We start from the raw sequence: 16,821 nt of genomic DNA, 5'->3' as shown, positions 1-16,821 counted from the left end.
TATTCCTTATTTTGTTACAGGTGGTGTACCAGTAATAGTGAATGGGCTAGATTGTAAGTTAGATATCGATTTTGTAGATAAGCGGTAATTTTGAATAGCGGATTCTATTGTTTTGCCTTCTGCATCTCTATCTATATATTTCTGTACAGATGTATCCCATACCAGGTTGGTATATTTTTCTTTATCTGCTTTACTTAAGGTTCTAAATACCTCAATTCGGTTGGTAATAGCTTGGGAGATTAAGTAACCATCCTTATCCGCTACATAACCACTAGCAGCATTTTTATTTTTATCAAAAAGTTGATTATCGTCTTTATCTATAAATTTAATTAATTCAAATTTTTCACTTTTCTTCGGCTTATATCCCCAATTGGTTTTAATAGATTGAGTCTGAATAAGTTCATTTTCCTTTTTTACAGAATTATAAGCATAAATTTTTTGGTTGATAGGTGAGCCATTAAGTAGGGCCTGTAAATAAGTTATTTTTTCACTCAGCTTGTCTAAAGATCCAACTTCAGCTTCATAATCTAATTTTTCTGGTATTGCATTATAAATGGCTAAATAGCTTTTGAGCTCATTCCAAGGTACTACTTTAACCTCACTATCAGGTGTGTTTAAAACCGTATTTCGGTATTTAACCAATTTGTCATAGACTTTTTCTTGTTCAAGCAGCGATCGAGTTTCATTAACTGTCCAATCTCCATAGCCAACTAAATTCTGAGGAATATTAAATTGTCCATAATGATTGAAAGTAAAGTCAGGATTTGAACCATATGCTCCATGACCAAAACCAGCATTTACACCAAAAGGATCATTATTCTGATCACGATGTGCAAATGTATCCTCAAATGCATGTAAATATTCTCCAAAGAACTGCATGCTTAAGTTTAGATTTCCACATTCCGCTGCTTTATTGTAGTTTGTAGTTAATGCTATAAGTTGTGGGATATTATTTAAATTTGATGTCAGACGCCATTTTAGATAATCGGCATCTGACATACCTTTAGGTTTCTCTAAATCCCAACTACCAAGTTCCATTCCTTGGAAGGGTTGAATTTTTGCAAATCTATTATTGGTAAAATGATAGTATTCTAATCTTTGTGTCCTAAAATTGTTGTAAAGGCTTGAAACTGGGCCTGCCTCATCGTCAAAAGGGCTTGTATTATCATTGGTATCTACAAACTGAGTAGCCAAAGCAATCCGTCTAGCATTATCAGAATCAATCCCAGCAGTAATTGCTAAGAAGTAAGTCATGTAATAATGCATATCAGTTTGATATAGCCCATAAGGATCAACTTTATTTAACGGATTATTTCCTACATACAAATAAGGATTTAAACCGTCAACTGTACCCATCGGGTCTGGTGTTAAATATCGTCCTACAGTTGGGTCATATTGACGATGACCATTGTCATACAATCCAGTAATCGGGTCTTCATTTTGTCCTGGTAATCGAATCGATATCATATAACGCAAATCATCTATAGACTGGGAAATAGGTAAATGATCTGCAACACGGATTAACTTTGCTTCGTTATTATGCGTGCTAACCGTATTTAGACGTTCACCAAATGGCGAATAGTCTGTTTGCCAACGGGTAGTATTATTTTCATCGTATACTTTTACTGGTGCACCAATACGATTGAATTGAACTGCATTAAAAGAAGCAGAAGCTGTATCTAATTGCTCATTCTGTTTTTGAGTTGAAATTTGACTAAACTGCATCACGGGTAAACCTGCGAGTATTACATAATCACGATCAACAACAACATCTTGAATTTCAGGGGCATGAATATCTGAGATTGTTTCATTTGGCATACGTAAACGCTGCTGTTCCCACATACGAATACCATTCACATAGCCATTACGTTGAGAAAACTCACGTTGTTGATTTTGAGTATTAAACGCCACAGCTCGTTTAGAAATTAAACCTTGTTGATTGAACTGTTGATCTATTGATACATTATGATTCTGATCATTTGTTCCACGCCAAGAAGTAGATGACGTATCCCATAGTGGGGCACCGCTATTTGCAGAAGGAACATAATCTAAAACAGTATTTATTTGTTGAGGCTCAGCTTGCCACCAAATATGGGGTTGACCGGTAGGAGTGTAAGCAGCAATACGAGTTAATTGACCAGGTTTCATTTCACCTTGATGAACAATATGCTGAGAAACGCCTAATAACTGTACTGATGCATCTCCGTTTTTACCATAACGGTAAAGGTGAATGGTTTCAGGGTTTTGTTTTTCAGCTTTTTGCCATTGTAGATGACGATTGCCTTGAGCATCATAGGCATAAACTTGGACTGGATACCATGAACTTACGCGCTTAGTCTGGGTGTTCTTATTCCATATAGCAATTAATTGATCTTTATCGTCATATTGATAAAATTGATGTCCGGATTCATTGCTATAAATTAAACGATTAGCTTGATCATACACATAATTTGAAGTTTGAATTTCTGACTCAGGTAAACTTTGGCCTAACCATTGGTATTTTATTTTTACAATCAAACGTTCCCACCAAGATTGTGGTCTAGGACTATACCAACGTTGTTGAATCAAACGACCACGGCTATCATAAGTGCGCCACAACTGTTGATTTGTTGACAAACGGTAGTGGGTCAATTGTCCAGTGCTATTCCATTGAATTTGATCAACAGAAGCTGTCTTTCCATTTTTGGTTAACTGTAAAGACGTAATTTTACCTAAAGTATCTCGGTCATAGTGAATGGTTAAATCACGACGTATTTCTTTACTCAGTAAACCATTTTTATCATATTCATAATCTTCAGCCCATGAACTTATTGGTAAGTCTTTATTTTCCCTTTTTTCAAATAAAAGATGATCAATTTTATTAAGTAGTTGTGGTTGAGTAATAAAGTTAATCGGTTGAATATGTTTGTTACCTGGAGATGTATCGAGCTGAGCTGTTGTATGGTGGAGTAACTTACCATCTTGTGCATATTGCCAAAGTTGTACTTCATCCTGACTAGTCTGACGAATTGGTTTTGAACCATCAAATTCAGTTTTTTGAATTATAGTTTCAGCTTGGTTTTGAGGATTTTTAATTGAAGATTCAATTAGGCGATGTGCATAATCATACTTATTTTTTTGAATAAGACCTTTCTCATCAATTATTTCTACTGCTAAGTCTACCTCGTTAAAGCGATATAATTTTACTCCTGTTCCAGGAGACTGAGTTGCTATTGTTCTTCCAAAGTCATCCATCCATTTATTCTGTTGTAAACCAGCAGAGTACTGTGATGCATGTCCATGTTTAAAAGAAGAGTTTGTTGAGCTAATAAGCTGGTTATTTGGACTTTGAAGTTGTGATGAGACAGCACGACCAAGACCATCAACTTGCTGAATGAAACGGCGCTTTAAAGCATCTTGTTGCTCTATAAACATCCCAGATTGAAAAGTTTTGGAGAGCAAACCTAATGTATCAGTGGCCTCTACAGAAAGAGTGTCATTACTAACATTAAATTTATGATCGAGACTCTGAATTAACTTTCCATATTGGTCTGTTGTTATTTCATTTGTTACAATATTTTCAGAATTGTATTGTCTTGTATGAGTTAAACCATTTGGATTTTGAGTTTTAATCAGGCGACCAATAACGTCATAATCGAAATTAGTTTGTTGTAAACCATTTTTTGTTGAAATAAGTTGCCCATATTCATCAAAATGGTTTTCTATACTATGAATTTGATTATCTGCATGATAAACATATTTTGACACCTCTAAACCTGAATTGTAATAACTTAGATCAATTTGAACAGATCGACTTCCGTCAGTAATCTTGACATTTTTAGGACGATTGAGAGGGTCAAATGATAAGACTTGAATTTTCTGCTGACCCGGTAATTCAAGACTTTGTAACTGACCAGCATTGTTATATTGAAAAATACGAACATCACTATCTTTAGGCGAATTAGTTTTCCCGTTAGGCAGAGGACCATCTTCCCAACTGAGTCGTCCTTGAGCATCATAACCATAACGAGTTTCCCGAACTAAAGTTTCTCCTACAGGCGAGAATCCGGTTTCTTTAATTGCAATTAATTGATTGTTTTGATTATAAGTATAGCTTTTTCGATATTGCTTTCCAGAAACAACACTCGGATGTGACTCAGCTTTTAAACGACGGAAATCTTGCTTATCCAGTTGAGTAAGCAGAGGATTGACGAATGAGTGTTGATTTCCTTGCTGTATTGGATAAGATTCATACTCATAGGTTGTGGTCTGAGAAGTTAAACCAGTACCCGATACAGTTTTTGCGATGACCTCACCATGATCATTATATTTTAGGTCAATCGCTCGAATAACTTTACCTGTTGAATCGAGATCAGCAGCATAATTAACGAGTCCTTGAGCATTAAAACGATATCGTTTATTGACTTCACCACAACTACTACAACCAGCTCCAAAACTTTCTAGTAAATGAAATTGAGTACCATCAATCTGATAAGAATAAGTTGTTTTTTGCCCCAGACTATTGGTTACAATATTTTTAAAGACGGGTTTGTTCCCTGCATAAGTTGCCGGCATATTTTGATGGGTTCTAGCATCATATTGAATTGATACCTTTTCCACACCATTAGCATGTTGGCTTAAAACAGCTCGATCTTGATTGTCATATTGCCATTGAGAAATTAACTTAAACTTTTTTTGAGACTGATTAAACTGCCATTTTGAAGTCAAGTTATGAATATCACCACCCTGAAACTTAGGGTCATAAACATATTTAAAACGACGACCATCAGGGTAGACCACTTGAGCCAAATTGTGATTCCGATCGAGGAAATAATAATACTTACCAATAGGAGTGATCACAGTAATTTGAGGTAAACCAAAACGTGTAGTTGTATGCTGAAAAGAAAGTTGTTGCCCCTGACCATTTTTAACTGCAACTAAACGTTGCTGTTGATCATAAACAAAAGAAAAATTTAGACTAGGATGGTTTTGATCATCATTTGTTGAAGCTGAAATTTTGGTAATGTGTGCAAGACTAGGATCTTGCCCGCCTAAATATTGAAAAAAGTATTCCTGTCCAGTTTGTGTTTTATGCCAAACCCATGCTGAACCATCTATTTTTTTTTCAATCCAGCCATCATTTGGGTTTAATGGTAATGCTCGAATGATAAATTGATTATTGCCAAGAGGAATTTTATTTTTCTTGAAGTTGATGCGCTGTCCAGACTCTAAACGTATTTGTATGATATCTGGTTGTTCATAAAGTTTAATATCAAAAGAGCTATACCAACCATAACCTAGTGCTGTATCGGCATGACTTTGACTATTATAAAATCTAGAAAATGAAAGACCTTTAAATGCTGGAAGCTCTTTAAAGTCATTAATGGCCTCAAATTTATTACCGTTAAGGACATTGATTGGATTCCCAACCCCAGTATCAAGACCACCACAAGCATAAGTTGGGCCTTCACTTTGAGTAACTATTGCGAATGAAGAGTTTGCACTACATTGACTAAAGTCAACTACACCAGCATGAGTGGGTAATGAATTTAAACTAGTCGCTAAGCCTAAACTGACTGAGCCGATAGTAAAAATTAGGTTTTTCATATACTAAATTCTTTTAAAGTCATCATTAATAAAAATTTGTTCTCGTTGCACCTGAACTGCAACCAATTAAATTGTTCGTATCACCAATAATGCTATTGGTAGATGAACTTGTACTACCTGTAGGGGAGTTGTTACCAATGAGACCACCTGCCAATTCAGAACCGATATTCGTAATACCTTGAAAGTTCGTTGCATCTTTTTCAAAACTTGAAATTGCAGATTTTTCAGCCGAATCTTGAATATCTTCTAAAAGATCTTTGTCTTTATGACCAACTTGCCATTGCATTGCTTGATTTTCTTGAAGGCGATCAAGTAAGCCTTCCCCAACTAAATAACCATTCCGATTTACGGTATTTGTTGGAAGTCCACCCTCAATAGCAGGACTTAGCATTTGAGCTGAAATATCGACCACAATAGGTATTCTGCCAGCAGCTAAAATCCTCAAATTTACAGCATCACGGTTACTCGTAAAAAATGAAGTTAATGTGCTGAAAATATTTTTCATCATGGGAATTCGTGGTTCATATCCATAAGTAAATCGAAGTTTTAATACATTGGCATCTTGTATGTTTTGCTTTGATTTATCTTTTACTGTGTTAGGTTGCATGTCTAAATTATCATTTGGAATAATGCGTACAATTTGTCCAGTTTTAATCTGGTAGGCCTTCGCTAAAATAGGATCATTCCAATCATCAAATGACGCCTTAGATGGATTAACCATATGCATACTAATAAAGGCAGATTCAGTTTTTTTAATAGTCTCTTTTAACAAAGTACCTTCTGCAGCAATTTCAATAAGATTGTGATTGACTTTGTCATTAGGAATATTAAAAGGACTTTGAATATGAGTATTACCAGGTAAATATATTCCTGATGTAGAGAAATAAGGTACTAAACCTTTAAAAAAAGCATTTTGAATTCGTACCGGGTCAGCATTATAAATTGCACCAGCACGAGCAGCTTCATATGCCGCATATGTAATATTTAAACGAGCAATATAAATAAGACCATACTGAATACCAATTAAGCTAATGAATAAAATAAGAGGAGCTATAATTATAAACTCCGTTAGAGAAACACCGTGCTGATATTTCTTTCTTTTGATCACAAAAATACCTATAAAAATAAAATAATATTTGTTTCTTAAGTGAATTTACAGGATAATACACGAAAATGTACAAAAATAAACTGTACATTTAAAACATTTTGATTTTCGAAATAGAGTATTTAAATGAAAAAAACAGATTTAACACTTAATGTAAAAATGAATAAAGTTCGCGGTCAGGGTATGACGGAATATATTATTATCGTGGCTTTAATCGCAATTGCAGCAATTGGGGTATTTCGTTTTTATGGTAATACAGCTCGTTCTCAAGTTGCTGTGGCAGCAGCAGAATTAGGAGGTCAAGATTCTGCGGCTGGTAGAACAAGTGCAACGAATAATGCTAACTCTGCAACAGCCGAAGGAACGGTTGATAAGCGTTTAGGTACCTTTCAACAAGGCTCTCGATAAAATAAATATATAGCAATTTATAATGGTCATGCTTAAGTTAGTTAAATAAGGCGATAATATGAAGCATCAGTCAGGGCAATCAACAATGTTGATGCTTATTGTCTCTTTAATATTAATGTTGACAGTTGTTTTTGTTTTTAATACAGCTCAATTATTATCTGAGCGGCAACAAGCAAAAATGCTAGCCGATCAAGCTGCATATGCAACAGCAACACGTCAGGCAAGATTGTTAAATATAAATGCTTATATTAATCGAACTCAAATCGCTAATCAGTTAGCTATTGCTCAAGGAGTTAGTACAGCTTCTTGGGCTAAATATGCTGCTAAAACATCCACCAATATTAGTAATGCTACTCGCTGGTTTCCGCCCGTCAGTGCTGTTTTTGCCAACATTGGTAATGGCTTAGATTATTTCGCAGATTATATTGGGCCATATATTAAAGCTTACGGGGTTGAAGTTAAAGCTTTAGAGTCAGCACAAGCTGCTTTAAATCTGGCGAGTAATGCTACTGTATTAAATACTCCAACAGAATTTGCTGAATTAACAAAAAGTAATAGCTCTGATTATGATGTCCGTTTAGTCATGTCGGCTTCGACGTTTCCAGCCCAAATTATGAGGCAATATGTTGCAAATGAACGGCAACGTATGGCCGATGTGGTATTAAGCTCTGCGGATGCTTTTATTACTAATCGTAGTAAAAACGATATTGTACCTGAGTTAGTTTTAGCCCCTGGAGGGTGGGATGAATATCATATACATAAAGCTGGTGGTACTGAATTAGTGCAACTTGATGAGTGGAAGGGGGTTGATACTTTATCAATTCATCATTACTACAAATTCTTTAAAAGATGGAAAGTACGAAGCAGACATGATGAAATCCCAATTGGTTGGGGAAGTGCACTTGGGAGTCAGTTGGGTAAAGATAATGCAAAAAAATCAGGTAGCTATGGAGGGGCGAGTTCAACTAATCCACGTGCTCGAGGTTATGCTGAAAATAATACTCCGCAGTGGGATGTTCGAAATAATGGTGGGAAAATCACTGGTGTTGGAATTCCAAAGTTTTATGAGTTGAACGATTTAAATAATAAAGACATGAATTTCCCGTTTGTTATTTCGGTTAGAAAAGCTCGTAATAAATTGGAAACCGTGAATAGAAATTCTAACTTAAGAATGTCATCTAATTTTACGGTACTTGATAATTATGATGAGTTAGAAGGCGGTATGCTCCGCAATGGCGATATGCAGTCTATAACTCAGGCTGAAGTTTATTTTCAACGTCCTTGGGAACTAGAAGTGGCTGGAAATCAAATCAATCATGAATATGGTTCATTATTTAGCCCTTACTGGAAAGTACGTTTATCCGATGATATGGGAATTAATAAACGTGCTTTAGTTGTCTCAGAAACTGCTCTGTTGGATTGAAAATATTAATGAAAAACAATCAAAAAGGTCAATCAATTGCTGAATTTGCCATTGGTGCGGGAATACTTAGCATGTTGTTAATTGCTATACCTATGGTTTCTAAGTTAGCCACCGTAAAATTAAAGTCGGAACAAGCTGCAGATTATGTGGCCTGGAGAGTTAATAAAGGAATTAATACGGATGATCCTGCTACGCTTTCAAGGGAAGTGGGACAACGGTTTTTTGCTAGAACGGGTGCTGATGTTTTAAGTGCACGGAACGCTGATTGTGACGATACAGCAGATAAAGATATGGCTGGTCAGTCATTAGTACATTGGGACTCTATAGATGTATCTACCAGACAACAAGGTGAAATGTATAGTAAAACCTTAGGTTTCGATCCATTAAAAGTGGCTGCTAAACCGTTTGGGAACTTAAAATCTAATGGTCAATATAACGTTGAGGTTACTATCCCCGTTAATTTTGTAACCGGTATCCCTGATTTTGGAGTACCAGATACATTTAATATTAGAAGTTCATCAGGAACATTAAGAAATAACTGGGCTGCAAATAACTCGAATGAAATTAAAAAAACTGTAAAAAAATCCACATATTTACTTCCTTATGAGCTTATACAAGCCAATATTAATACAGTATATAACGTTGCTGTTGCTTCTATGGGATTTGAAAAAAAGATTCAAGAAGATGGTATTTATAAAATGGATATTGTTCCAAATGATCGAAAAGCTACTCTAAAATGATGAAAAAAATAAAGTTGATGCTAGTTGTGATTTTAATGCTTTTTATTTTCACAGATGTAAATGCATGTTTGATCGGTGATTTAAAAGAAAAGAATATGCGGTTAATTCCAATTGGTAAAAATTCCTTATTAAATGGGTCATCAATTCAAATGTTTGATCTATTTTCTCCAAGTTGTGGTTTGGAGTGTTATATGAATATTTTAAATAAAAAAAACTTAAGGTTCACTAAACAAGGTTCTTTGTTTTATATTACAGTCAATGGTGGAGTTACTTTGCAATTGTTAAGTATTTCTAATAATGCGATGACTGGTCGAGTAATTTGTCAATCCAAGAATAACTCAAAATATATCCAACTACCTGGTTATATAAAACTAAATAAGCCCTCTACCGATTTTCAAAGTGAAGATAATGGTTCAATTAGCCGTACCATGATGTTTAAGAATTTTAATAAAAATGATTATCTGAACTTAATTCATCAAATACAAAAGCAAGCAAAAACGAGCGACTTAAATTCTTCATTTTCATATTTTGAATTAAGAGATGGTAGTGAAGTAAATCTGGTTTTTGATATGAGAAAATCAATTGATCATTTAGTTATTGTTTATATTAAAAAGAGCACATCACATGCGTAATTCAATTAAAGGAAATACCGCAACCGAATACTTAATATGTATGGCTTTTGTTCTGACTATATTGGTTGCTGGGAATGGTATTTTTGGAGATGGTAGCTTTTTTGGGATATTTAAAAATACTTACGACTTATTTATGAATAGATTTAATGCAACAGTTTTGAATTTGGATGCGATACCGTAATGAATTTACCTCCTATTAATAAAAAGGTTTTTGCCTTTATTATTTCAATTTTAATCGGTTTATTCAGTATCTGGGGGTTTAAAAAAGCTTTTGATCATAAAGTTGAAACTCTTACTCAGAAAGGGCCAGAGGTTGCCTATGTTGTGGCGAGTAAAGAGCTAAGTGCTGGAAATGTGATATCAACTAATATTGTTTCACAAAGAAATGTTCCATCGGAATATCAGCAATCTAATGCAGTCTTGGCTTCTGATTATAACTCAATTGATGGCCTTCCTTTAAAGGTCGACTTAAAACCTGGCGATATTATTATGTATTCCATGGTTGAGATGAAAAAAGACATTTCAAAACTTATTCCACCAGGAAGAAGAGCTTTAACAATTCCTGTAGATGATGAAAGTTCTATTTCCACCATGCTGAAACCTGGTGATTTGATTGATCTCATGGTGACTTTGCAAAGTAATGAGAAAACAGCAACTGTACCTTTAATGCAGGGCGTTAAAATTTTAGCGACTGGTAAGCAAACAGATGTTAATCATGAGGCTGGTGATGCTACTGGTTATACCAACATCACTTTAGATGTAAGTGCTGAAGATGCTAAAAATATTACTATGGCTGCAAGTATGGGGCGAATTTCAGCCGTGCTGCGAAATCCTGATGATCAGGTGATGAGTGATACTTCTGGTTTTATGCAATTAGTGAATACACAAAAACGAAATACGGTTGTAAAGACCCCAACGGTTCCAGTTTCAACGCCTATGGTAAGACCTGAGGTTAATTCGCATATTCAAGAAAATCAAAAATCTTCAGGTTTTAATATTATTTATGGAAATAAAGATGAATAAGTCAACTTTATCAAAAACAATACAGAGCACATGTTTAGCTTTTGTGGCAAGCACTACAGTATGCCATGTCAGCGCAATGTCTGATGAGTTGTATATTGGGGAAACACTTTATCTGAATGATCCAGCTATCACAGATGTTGTCATTGGTAATGACAAAATTGTTAAAGCAAAAAATGTGGGGCGTAAAGGTATAGCATTAACAGGGGTGACTGCGGGAGATACCACGGTTAAAATTTGGAATGGTAAACAGTATATTTCATCTGAAGTTCATGTTTTTCCAAGTAATTTAAAAAAGACGTTAGAAAATTTACGTTCAGTTCTAGGTACTATTCCAAATCTGAGTATTAATATTATTGGTGATAATGTTGTTCTGCAGGGAGCGAATATTAGCGCAGATGATAAGGAAAAGATTGATAACTATGCCAGTCTTTTTAAGAATGTGGTCAATTTAGCTAAGACTAAAGAAAATAATATCCAAGAAAAACAAAAAATGATTTATTTGGATGTTCGTGTTGTAGAGATTTCAACTTCTTCTAGTAAAGAAATAGGAATTAATTGGAATACTTCCTCTATTGATGGTCCAAAATTTGGGATTCTCGGAGACTTCAAACGAAGTGCCGCTTTTACTTCAGCTAATAATCCCCTTGCTAATAATATTCTCCCATTACCTAAGATTGATCCATTCCAAACATATTTTGGTTTAGCTAGTTATATAGATAGTAAGATTAATCTCTTACAAGAGAATGGAACGGCTAAGATTATTGCTCGACCACTTTTATCTTGTAAAAATGGTGGTAATGCAACTTTCTTATCTGGTGGGCAAATTCCTTACCAATCGTCAGGAGCAACAGGAACACCTTCGATCGAATTTAAAGACTATGGTATTAAGCTAGATATTCATCCTACAATTTCTAATGAGGGGATTGTTGCTAAAATTTTAGCTGAAGTGAGTACTATTGATTCATCAGTACAAGTATCTGGCGTACCTGGATTTTTAACAAGAAGAACAGAGACAGAGTTTGTGGTTGGTCAAGGACAGACACTTGTATTAAGCGGTTTGGTCGGAGCTGAGAAAAATAGTACTGGAAGTGCAGTTCCTGGTTTAGGAAAAATTCCGGTATTGGGTAATTTATTTAAAACCAGATCAAATCGATTAAAACAAAATGAACTGGTCTTTTTTGTGACACCTTATGTATATGAAAAAGATTTTGAATCCAAAATGCAGCGTATAGGTCAAAGTTCAGATAGTGTTGTTCAAGCTGAGCTGGGGTCTGGATTAATGCTTCCTAAAAACTATAATTTGCAAGATGAGAATGTTGATGAAACTGAAAATAACAAATAAAAGTCAGGAATCAATACTCACGTTTGAGGCCACAGAAATTCTAATTGGTAAGTCAAAGAAATGTGATTTACAACTAAAGGGATGGTTTATAGCTGAACAACATTGTTCACTTAAAAAGTTAAGTGGAGGATATGTTGTTGAAGATTTAAACCGTGGTGCCAACGGGACAGTTGTAAATGGCCGAAAAATTGATTTTTATGGACCTATCAATTTACAAGTGGATACTATTGTTATTGGCGGATATACAATTCAACTTTTAGAGGATGATTCAATTGATCAATCTATAAAAGTTATCAATTCTGAAGCGATTGATCCGATAGTATTGGATGGTTTGAAAGATACAAAAGATGATGAGGTTGTCTATAGTACTCAAGTTACCAATATCCCTTATAACTCTAAAACCTATAAGGTTTTAGAGGTTGAATGGATTCAAATATTAAGAGAAAAGCTAGTTAAGCAAATGGATCTAAGGCGCAAGGATATTAATACCATGACGCCAGAAGAGTTAAGGGTAGAAACTTTAACATGCTTAGAACAAGTTTTATTTGATGTTGATGAAGAGCTTCCGCAAGTCCTAAATGTAGATCGATTAAAGCAAAAAATTATTAATGAAGCGATTGGTCTGGGACCACTAGAGGAGTTGTTAAGTAATCCTCAAGTCACTGAAATTATGGTGAATGCTAGGGATGAAATTTTTATTGAACAATCCGGAAAAATTATTAAAAGCGATTTGGAGTTTACCAGTAATAAAGCAATTTTAGATGTAATTGAACGGATCGTAACGCCATTAGGGCGAAGAATTGATGAAAGTTCCCCTATGGTAGATGCACGGTTAAAAGATGGTTCTCGGGTAAATGCCATCATTCCGCCGTTAGCAATTAAGGGACCGACCATAACCATTCGTAAATTTCCGGAAAAAAGAATATTAATTGAAGATCTGGTTGGCTTTTTCAGTTTGAATGATGACATGGCAGATTTTCTTCAAATGTGTGTTGCAGCAAAAAAGAACATTTTGATATCTGGTGGAACAGGCTCAGGGAAAACCACTTTATTAAATGTACTTGCAGGTTTCATTCCGAATGGTGAGCGCGTAATTACAATTGAAGATGCAGCAGAGCTAAAGCTGGATCATGATCATTTGATTTCTTTGGAAGCTCGTCCTGGTAATAATGAAGGTAAAGGAACGATAAATATACGTGATTTAGTTAAAAACTCATTACGTATGCGACCTGACCGTATCGTAATCGGGGAATGTCGAGGAGCCGAAGCTCTAGATATGCTCCAAGCCATGAATACAGGTCACGAAGGTTCGCTTAGTACACTACATGCAAATACCCCGCGAGATGCGATAGCTCGTCTTGAAACCATGATTATGATGGCGGGTATGGATTTGCCACTTACTGCCATCCGGGAACAAATTGCATCAGCAGTTGATGTCTTAATACAACAGTCAAGATTTTCATGTGGCTCTAGAAAAATCACTTATATCACTGAAGTAACGGGTATTGAGAGCGGCAAAATCCAGCTTCAGGATATCTACAGGTTTGATAAAACAGGAATGGATCTAGATTCACAAAAAACTAAAGGTCAATTTGCTGCAACAGGGCTTATACCAACATTTTTACAGGAGCTAAATGAATCTGGATTCAAGATAGATATTACTAAATTTCAGAGTAATGGGTTCTAAATGTATATTTATTTAATATTAATTGCTGCTGTTATTGTTGCATTAACTTATTATCTAATCGTTTCTGAAAGCTTAAGCCAGATTTTTTTAAAAAAGACTAACAAATTAGAAGAACAGTTAAATCTCAGCTATATATTTTTAAATTTAAAGAGAATTCTTTTTATTTATTTTGTATTGCTGATAGTAACTTTAAGTTCAATACTGTTAGTTTTTAAATTTAGCGTGATTTATATATTGGTGGCTATCTTTTTTTCTATCTTACCTTTTCTTTTAATTAAAAGATTTAAAAAAGTGCAAGTTGAAAAAATGGAACAGCAATTACCTGATGCTTTGATGTTGATTTCTGGGGGGTTGAGATCAGGAGCTAGTTTGAGTACTGCTTTGTTTCAATTGACACATGAATGTTTACCTCCGTTAAAAAATGAGATTGGTTTAATTATTAAAGAACAAAAGGTTGGCCTACCTTTAAATGATGCATTGCTCAACTTCCAAAAACGTATGCCGATCAATTCGGTCGTGCTAATGACAACTAGTATCCGAATTGCTTTAGAGACAGGAGGGGAATTAGCTGAGACTTTAACCAAAGCGGCTGAGACTCTACGTCAAATTAATCAATCAGAAGGGAAAATCAAGGCATTAACGGCACAAGGAAAAATGCAGGCATGGGTGGTTGGTCTGATGCCAATTGGATTGATTTTAGTGTTATGCCAAATGGAACCTGAAGCTATGGATAAATTATGGTCTACGCCAGCAGGTTGGATTGCACTAGCTGGAATCGCCTTATTTGAAGTCATGGGTATGATTTTTATCAGAAAAATTGTTAATATTGATGTATAGCATGAATAATATAATCTTATATACCTGCTTCATTGGGTTTGGAGCAGTCATCTCTTTTTTATCTTGGCAGCTCTTTAGTTTTATCAATGCTGTACCAGATGAGAATCGTGAGTATTTAGATAAACCTCCCTTTATATTTTATATAAATTGGGTGCTTATCAAAACTATTGCATTTTATATTGAGCCTTTAATATCGAAGAAAACTGAAGAAAGTTTAAACAAAAAAATTGTTTATGCTGGTTATGAATATGTTTTTAAACCACAAGAGATAGTTGCTTCACAGATTACTTTTGGGGGGATATTTTTTATCTTAGCATTGGTTTTATTGTACTTATCCAATATAGATGTTCTTTATAGTATTGCATTTGCACTATATGGATTGTTATATCCAGTGTTATGGTTAAAAAGTGAAAAAAAGAAAAGAGAGAATATTATTCTTAAAGAAATTCCATTTTTTTTAGATATTATCGTACTCTGTGTGGAAGCAGGTCTTACCTTAGTAAATGCATTTGATCAAGCTGTAACAAAGTCAATTAAAAGTCCAACTCAATATGAGTTTTCTAGAGTATTAGCAGACATTCGTAAAGGTATTCCTAAAAATGAAGCTTTGCGAAATATGGCTCATCGAGTAGAACAACCATCCGTACAAAATTTAGTATCTGCAATTATTCAGGCTGAAAATATGGGTATGAATCTTGGTCCAATTCTACGAGGTCAAGCTGAGCAGCGGCGTGTTGAGCGCTTTTTACGTGCTGAGAAATTAGCATTGGAAGCCCCAGTAAAAATGCTATTTCCATTAGTTGTTTTTATTTTCCCTTGTACATTTATTGTTATTGGATTTCCAATATATATCATGATGAAGGATGCATTTGGATAATATGTACTTAAATAATTCTAATATAAAGTTTGAAGTATTTACTGCTACAAGTTTTTTTTCTAGAGCTGCTGGACTTTTATTTCGAAAGAAATTAAAAGAAAATCAGTGTTTATTAATTAGCCCATGTGCCTCAATCCATACGATTGGTATGAGGTATAATATAGATATTGTTTTTATTGATGCTTTTGGTTATGTAACTGATATTCATTATGATGTTAAACCTTTTAAAGTTGTATCTGGCTCAAGCCAAGCTTGTTCTGTGGTTGAGTTTTTAGGAGGTACTTTAGCTCAATATGAGTTGTGCAAAAATCAGGGCTTGTTTTAAGCAATAATTTACCTTCGGACAATTTAGTGAAAAAGACTGCTCATTTTTAAAGAAATGATTTGATCAGTGAATTTAAAAAAGTTAATGATTCATTATATGTGTTCTTTAGCATAATATTTGCTTTTAGTAGCAAATTTAATGAACATTAACACACTATCTTCGTAGCTATTTCTAATTTTTTTTCCAAATAATGCTTCTTCGATCTTGAGCAGTTCTTTATTTGTTGTAAAAAAGTCAAGAAAATATTCAATATATGATTTTCTCGATAGTTCACCGACTTTTTCTGATAGTTTTTTTGATTCAATTAAAGGAAATTTTTTAATCGCATTTTGCTCAAAAGTACTCGGTTTCCAAATAGAAATTCCAATAGTTTTATAATCTTCAAAAATGAAATATCTCCATATTTTAAAATATAGATTTCTTCTATCTACGGGTTCTTTATTTTGAATATTATCTATTAGTTTCAGAATATCTTGTTTAACATTTATGCTTTCAGATAGTGATATTTCTTGATGCAGCTTTTCTATGTTTTTAGTGATAATGGCATTGTAGAGATCGTAATATTTAACATGATTTTCACTAAGATAGTTGAGAAAATAGGAGTGAATTTTATTTGATTGCTCCGCCCTAATAATTTCATTTTTTGCTTTTATCTTATTATATTTTAATACGTATTTTTTTTCTTTTCGATTAAGCTTGTCTTTATTTAATAAATAATCTTCTATTATATAGTTCTGAATATAAAATCTTAAATCTTGATAAAATATGGCTAAAAATAATTCAATTATATTATTAATTTGTATATAAATTTTTTCAGAATTTTGAGAGTATTGATG

At 34.2% G+C, this 16,821-nt stretch carries 14 protein-coding genes; 11 read left to right on the top strand and 3 right to left on the bottom strand.

Going from position 1 to position 16,821, the window contains the following annotated elements:
* Window positions 1-6: 6 nt before the first annotated feature.
* Together ACG59Z_RS17605 and ACG59Z_RS17600 are read right to left on the bottom strand one after the other, a co-directional pair.
* The gene (locus ACG59Z_RS17605; RefSeq protein ID WP_400200595.1) at window positions 7-5,586 is read right to left on the bottom strand and encodes a DUF6765 family protein; all 5,580 of its coding nucleotides are present in this window, start codon (window positions 5,584-5,586) and stop codon (window positions 7-9) included.
* Between the two features lie 25 nt (window positions 5,587-5,611).
* Complete coding sequence (locus tag ACG59Z_RS17600) at window positions 5,612-6,694, bottom strand: TadE family protein (RefSeq protein ID WP_400200594.1); 1,083 nt, start codon at window positions 6,692-6,694, stop codon at window positions 5,612-5,614.
* 123 nt (window positions 6,695-6,817) lie between these two features.
* On the opposite strand from ACG59Z_RS17600, the gene ACG59Z_RS17595 reads away from it, so the two are divergent.
* The 11 genes from ACG59Z_RS17595 to ACG59Z_RS17545 are packed head-to-tail and all read left to right on the top strand — an operon-like array spanning window position 6,818 to window position 15,985.
* Window positions 6,818-7,099: a hypothetical protein gene (locus ACG59Z_RS17595; protein WP_400200593.1), complete on the top strand. Its 282-nt coding sequence runs from the start codon at window positions 6,818-6,820 to the stop codon at window positions 7,097-7,099.
* A gap of 58 nt (window positions 7,100-7,157) precedes the next feature.
* Window positions 7,158-8,522 (top strand): Tad domain-containing protein, encoded by a 1,365-nt coding sequence (locus ACG59Z_RS17590; protein WP_400200592.1) that lies wholly within the window; start codon window positions 7,158-7,160, stop codon window positions 8,520-8,522.
* A gap of 8 nt (window positions 8,523-8,530) precedes the next feature.
* Window positions 8,531-9,262, top strand: coding sequence for a hypothetical protein (locus tag ACG59Z_RS17585; RefSeq protein ID WP_400200591.1), 732 nt, complete (start codon window positions 8,531-8,533; stop codon window positions 9,260-9,262).
* A complete protein-coding gene (locus ACG59Z_RS17580) occupies window positions 9,259-9,894 on the top strand; it encodes a hypothetical protein (RefSeq protein WP_400200590.1) in 636 nt (211 codons plus the stop codon). The genes ACG59Z_RS17585 and ACG59Z_RS17580 overlap by 4 nt, the downstream gene beginning before the upstream one ends.
* Window positions 9,887-10,075, top strand: a complete 189-nt coding sequence (locus ACG59Z_RS17575) for a hypothetical protein (protein ID WP_336167983.1) — start codon at window positions 9,887-9,889, stop codon at window positions 10,073-10,075. Before ACG59Z_RS17580 ends, ACG59Z_RS17575 begins: the two co-directional genes overlap by 8 nt.
* The gene (gene cpaB / locus ACG59Z_RS17570; RefSeq protein WP_336167981.1) at window positions 10,075-10,917 is read left to right on the top strand and encodes a Flp pilus assembly protein CpaB; all 843 of its coding nucleotides are present in this window, start codon (window positions 10,075-10,077) and stop codon (window positions 10,915-10,917) included. Before ACG59Z_RS17575 ends, cpaB begins: the two co-directional genes overlap by 1 nt.
* Window positions 10,910-12,259 (top strand): type II and III secretion system protein family protein, encoded by a 1,350-nt coding sequence (locus ACG59Z_RS17565; RefSeq protein WP_400200589.1) that lies wholly within the window; start codon window positions 10,910-10,912, stop codon window positions 12,257-12,259. The genes cpaB and ACG59Z_RS17565 overlap by 8 nt, the downstream gene beginning before the upstream one ends.
* Entirely contained in the window at window positions 12,237-13,946 is a 1,710-nt protein-coding gene (locus ACG59Z_RS17560; RefSeq protein ID WP_400200588.1) for an ATPase, T2SS/T4P/T4SS family, read from the top strand. The genes ACG59Z_RS17565 and ACG59Z_RS17560 overlap by 23 nt, the downstream gene beginning before the upstream one ends.
* The gene (locus ACG59Z_RS17555) at window positions 13,947-14,783 is read left to right on the top strand and encodes a type II secretion system F family protein (protein WP_400200587.1); all 837 of its coding nucleotides are present in this window, start codon (window positions 13,947-13,949) and stop codon (window positions 14,781-14,783) included.
* Window position 14,784: 1 nt separating this feature from the next.
* On the top strand, window positions 14,785-15,660 hold the full coding sequence (locus ACG59Z_RS17550) for a type II secretion system F family protein (protein ID WP_400200586.1): 876 nt from the start codon (window positions 14,785-14,787) through the stop codon (window positions 15,658-15,660).
* Window positions 15,647-15,985 (top strand): DUF192 domain-containing protein, encoded by a 339-nt coding sequence (locus tag ACG59Z_RS17545; protein WP_174746484.1) that lies wholly within the window; start codon window positions 15,647-15,649, stop codon window positions 15,983-15,985. The genes ACG59Z_RS17550 and ACG59Z_RS17545 overlap by 14 nt, the downstream gene beginning before the upstream one ends.
* A gap of 92 nt (window positions 15,986-16,077) precedes the next feature.
* Here ACG59Z_RS17545 and ACG59Z_RS17540 read toward each other — a convergent pair.
* Window positions 16,078-16,821: hypothetical protein (locus tag ACG59Z_RS17540; RefSeq protein WP_400200585.1), on the bottom strand; the 744-nt coding region annotated here is incomplete at its 5' end.

It is taken from the genome of Acinetobacter sp. ABJ_C1_1, assembly GCF_044684115.1.
Classification (GTDB): domain Bacteria; phylum Pseudomonadota; class Gammaproteobacteria; order Pseudomonadales; family Moraxellaceae; genus Acinetobacter; species Acinetobacter nosocomialis_A.
The sequence above is the reverse complement of the archived record's forward strand: the minus strand, read 5'-3'. Positions and strand labels throughout refer to the sequence as shown.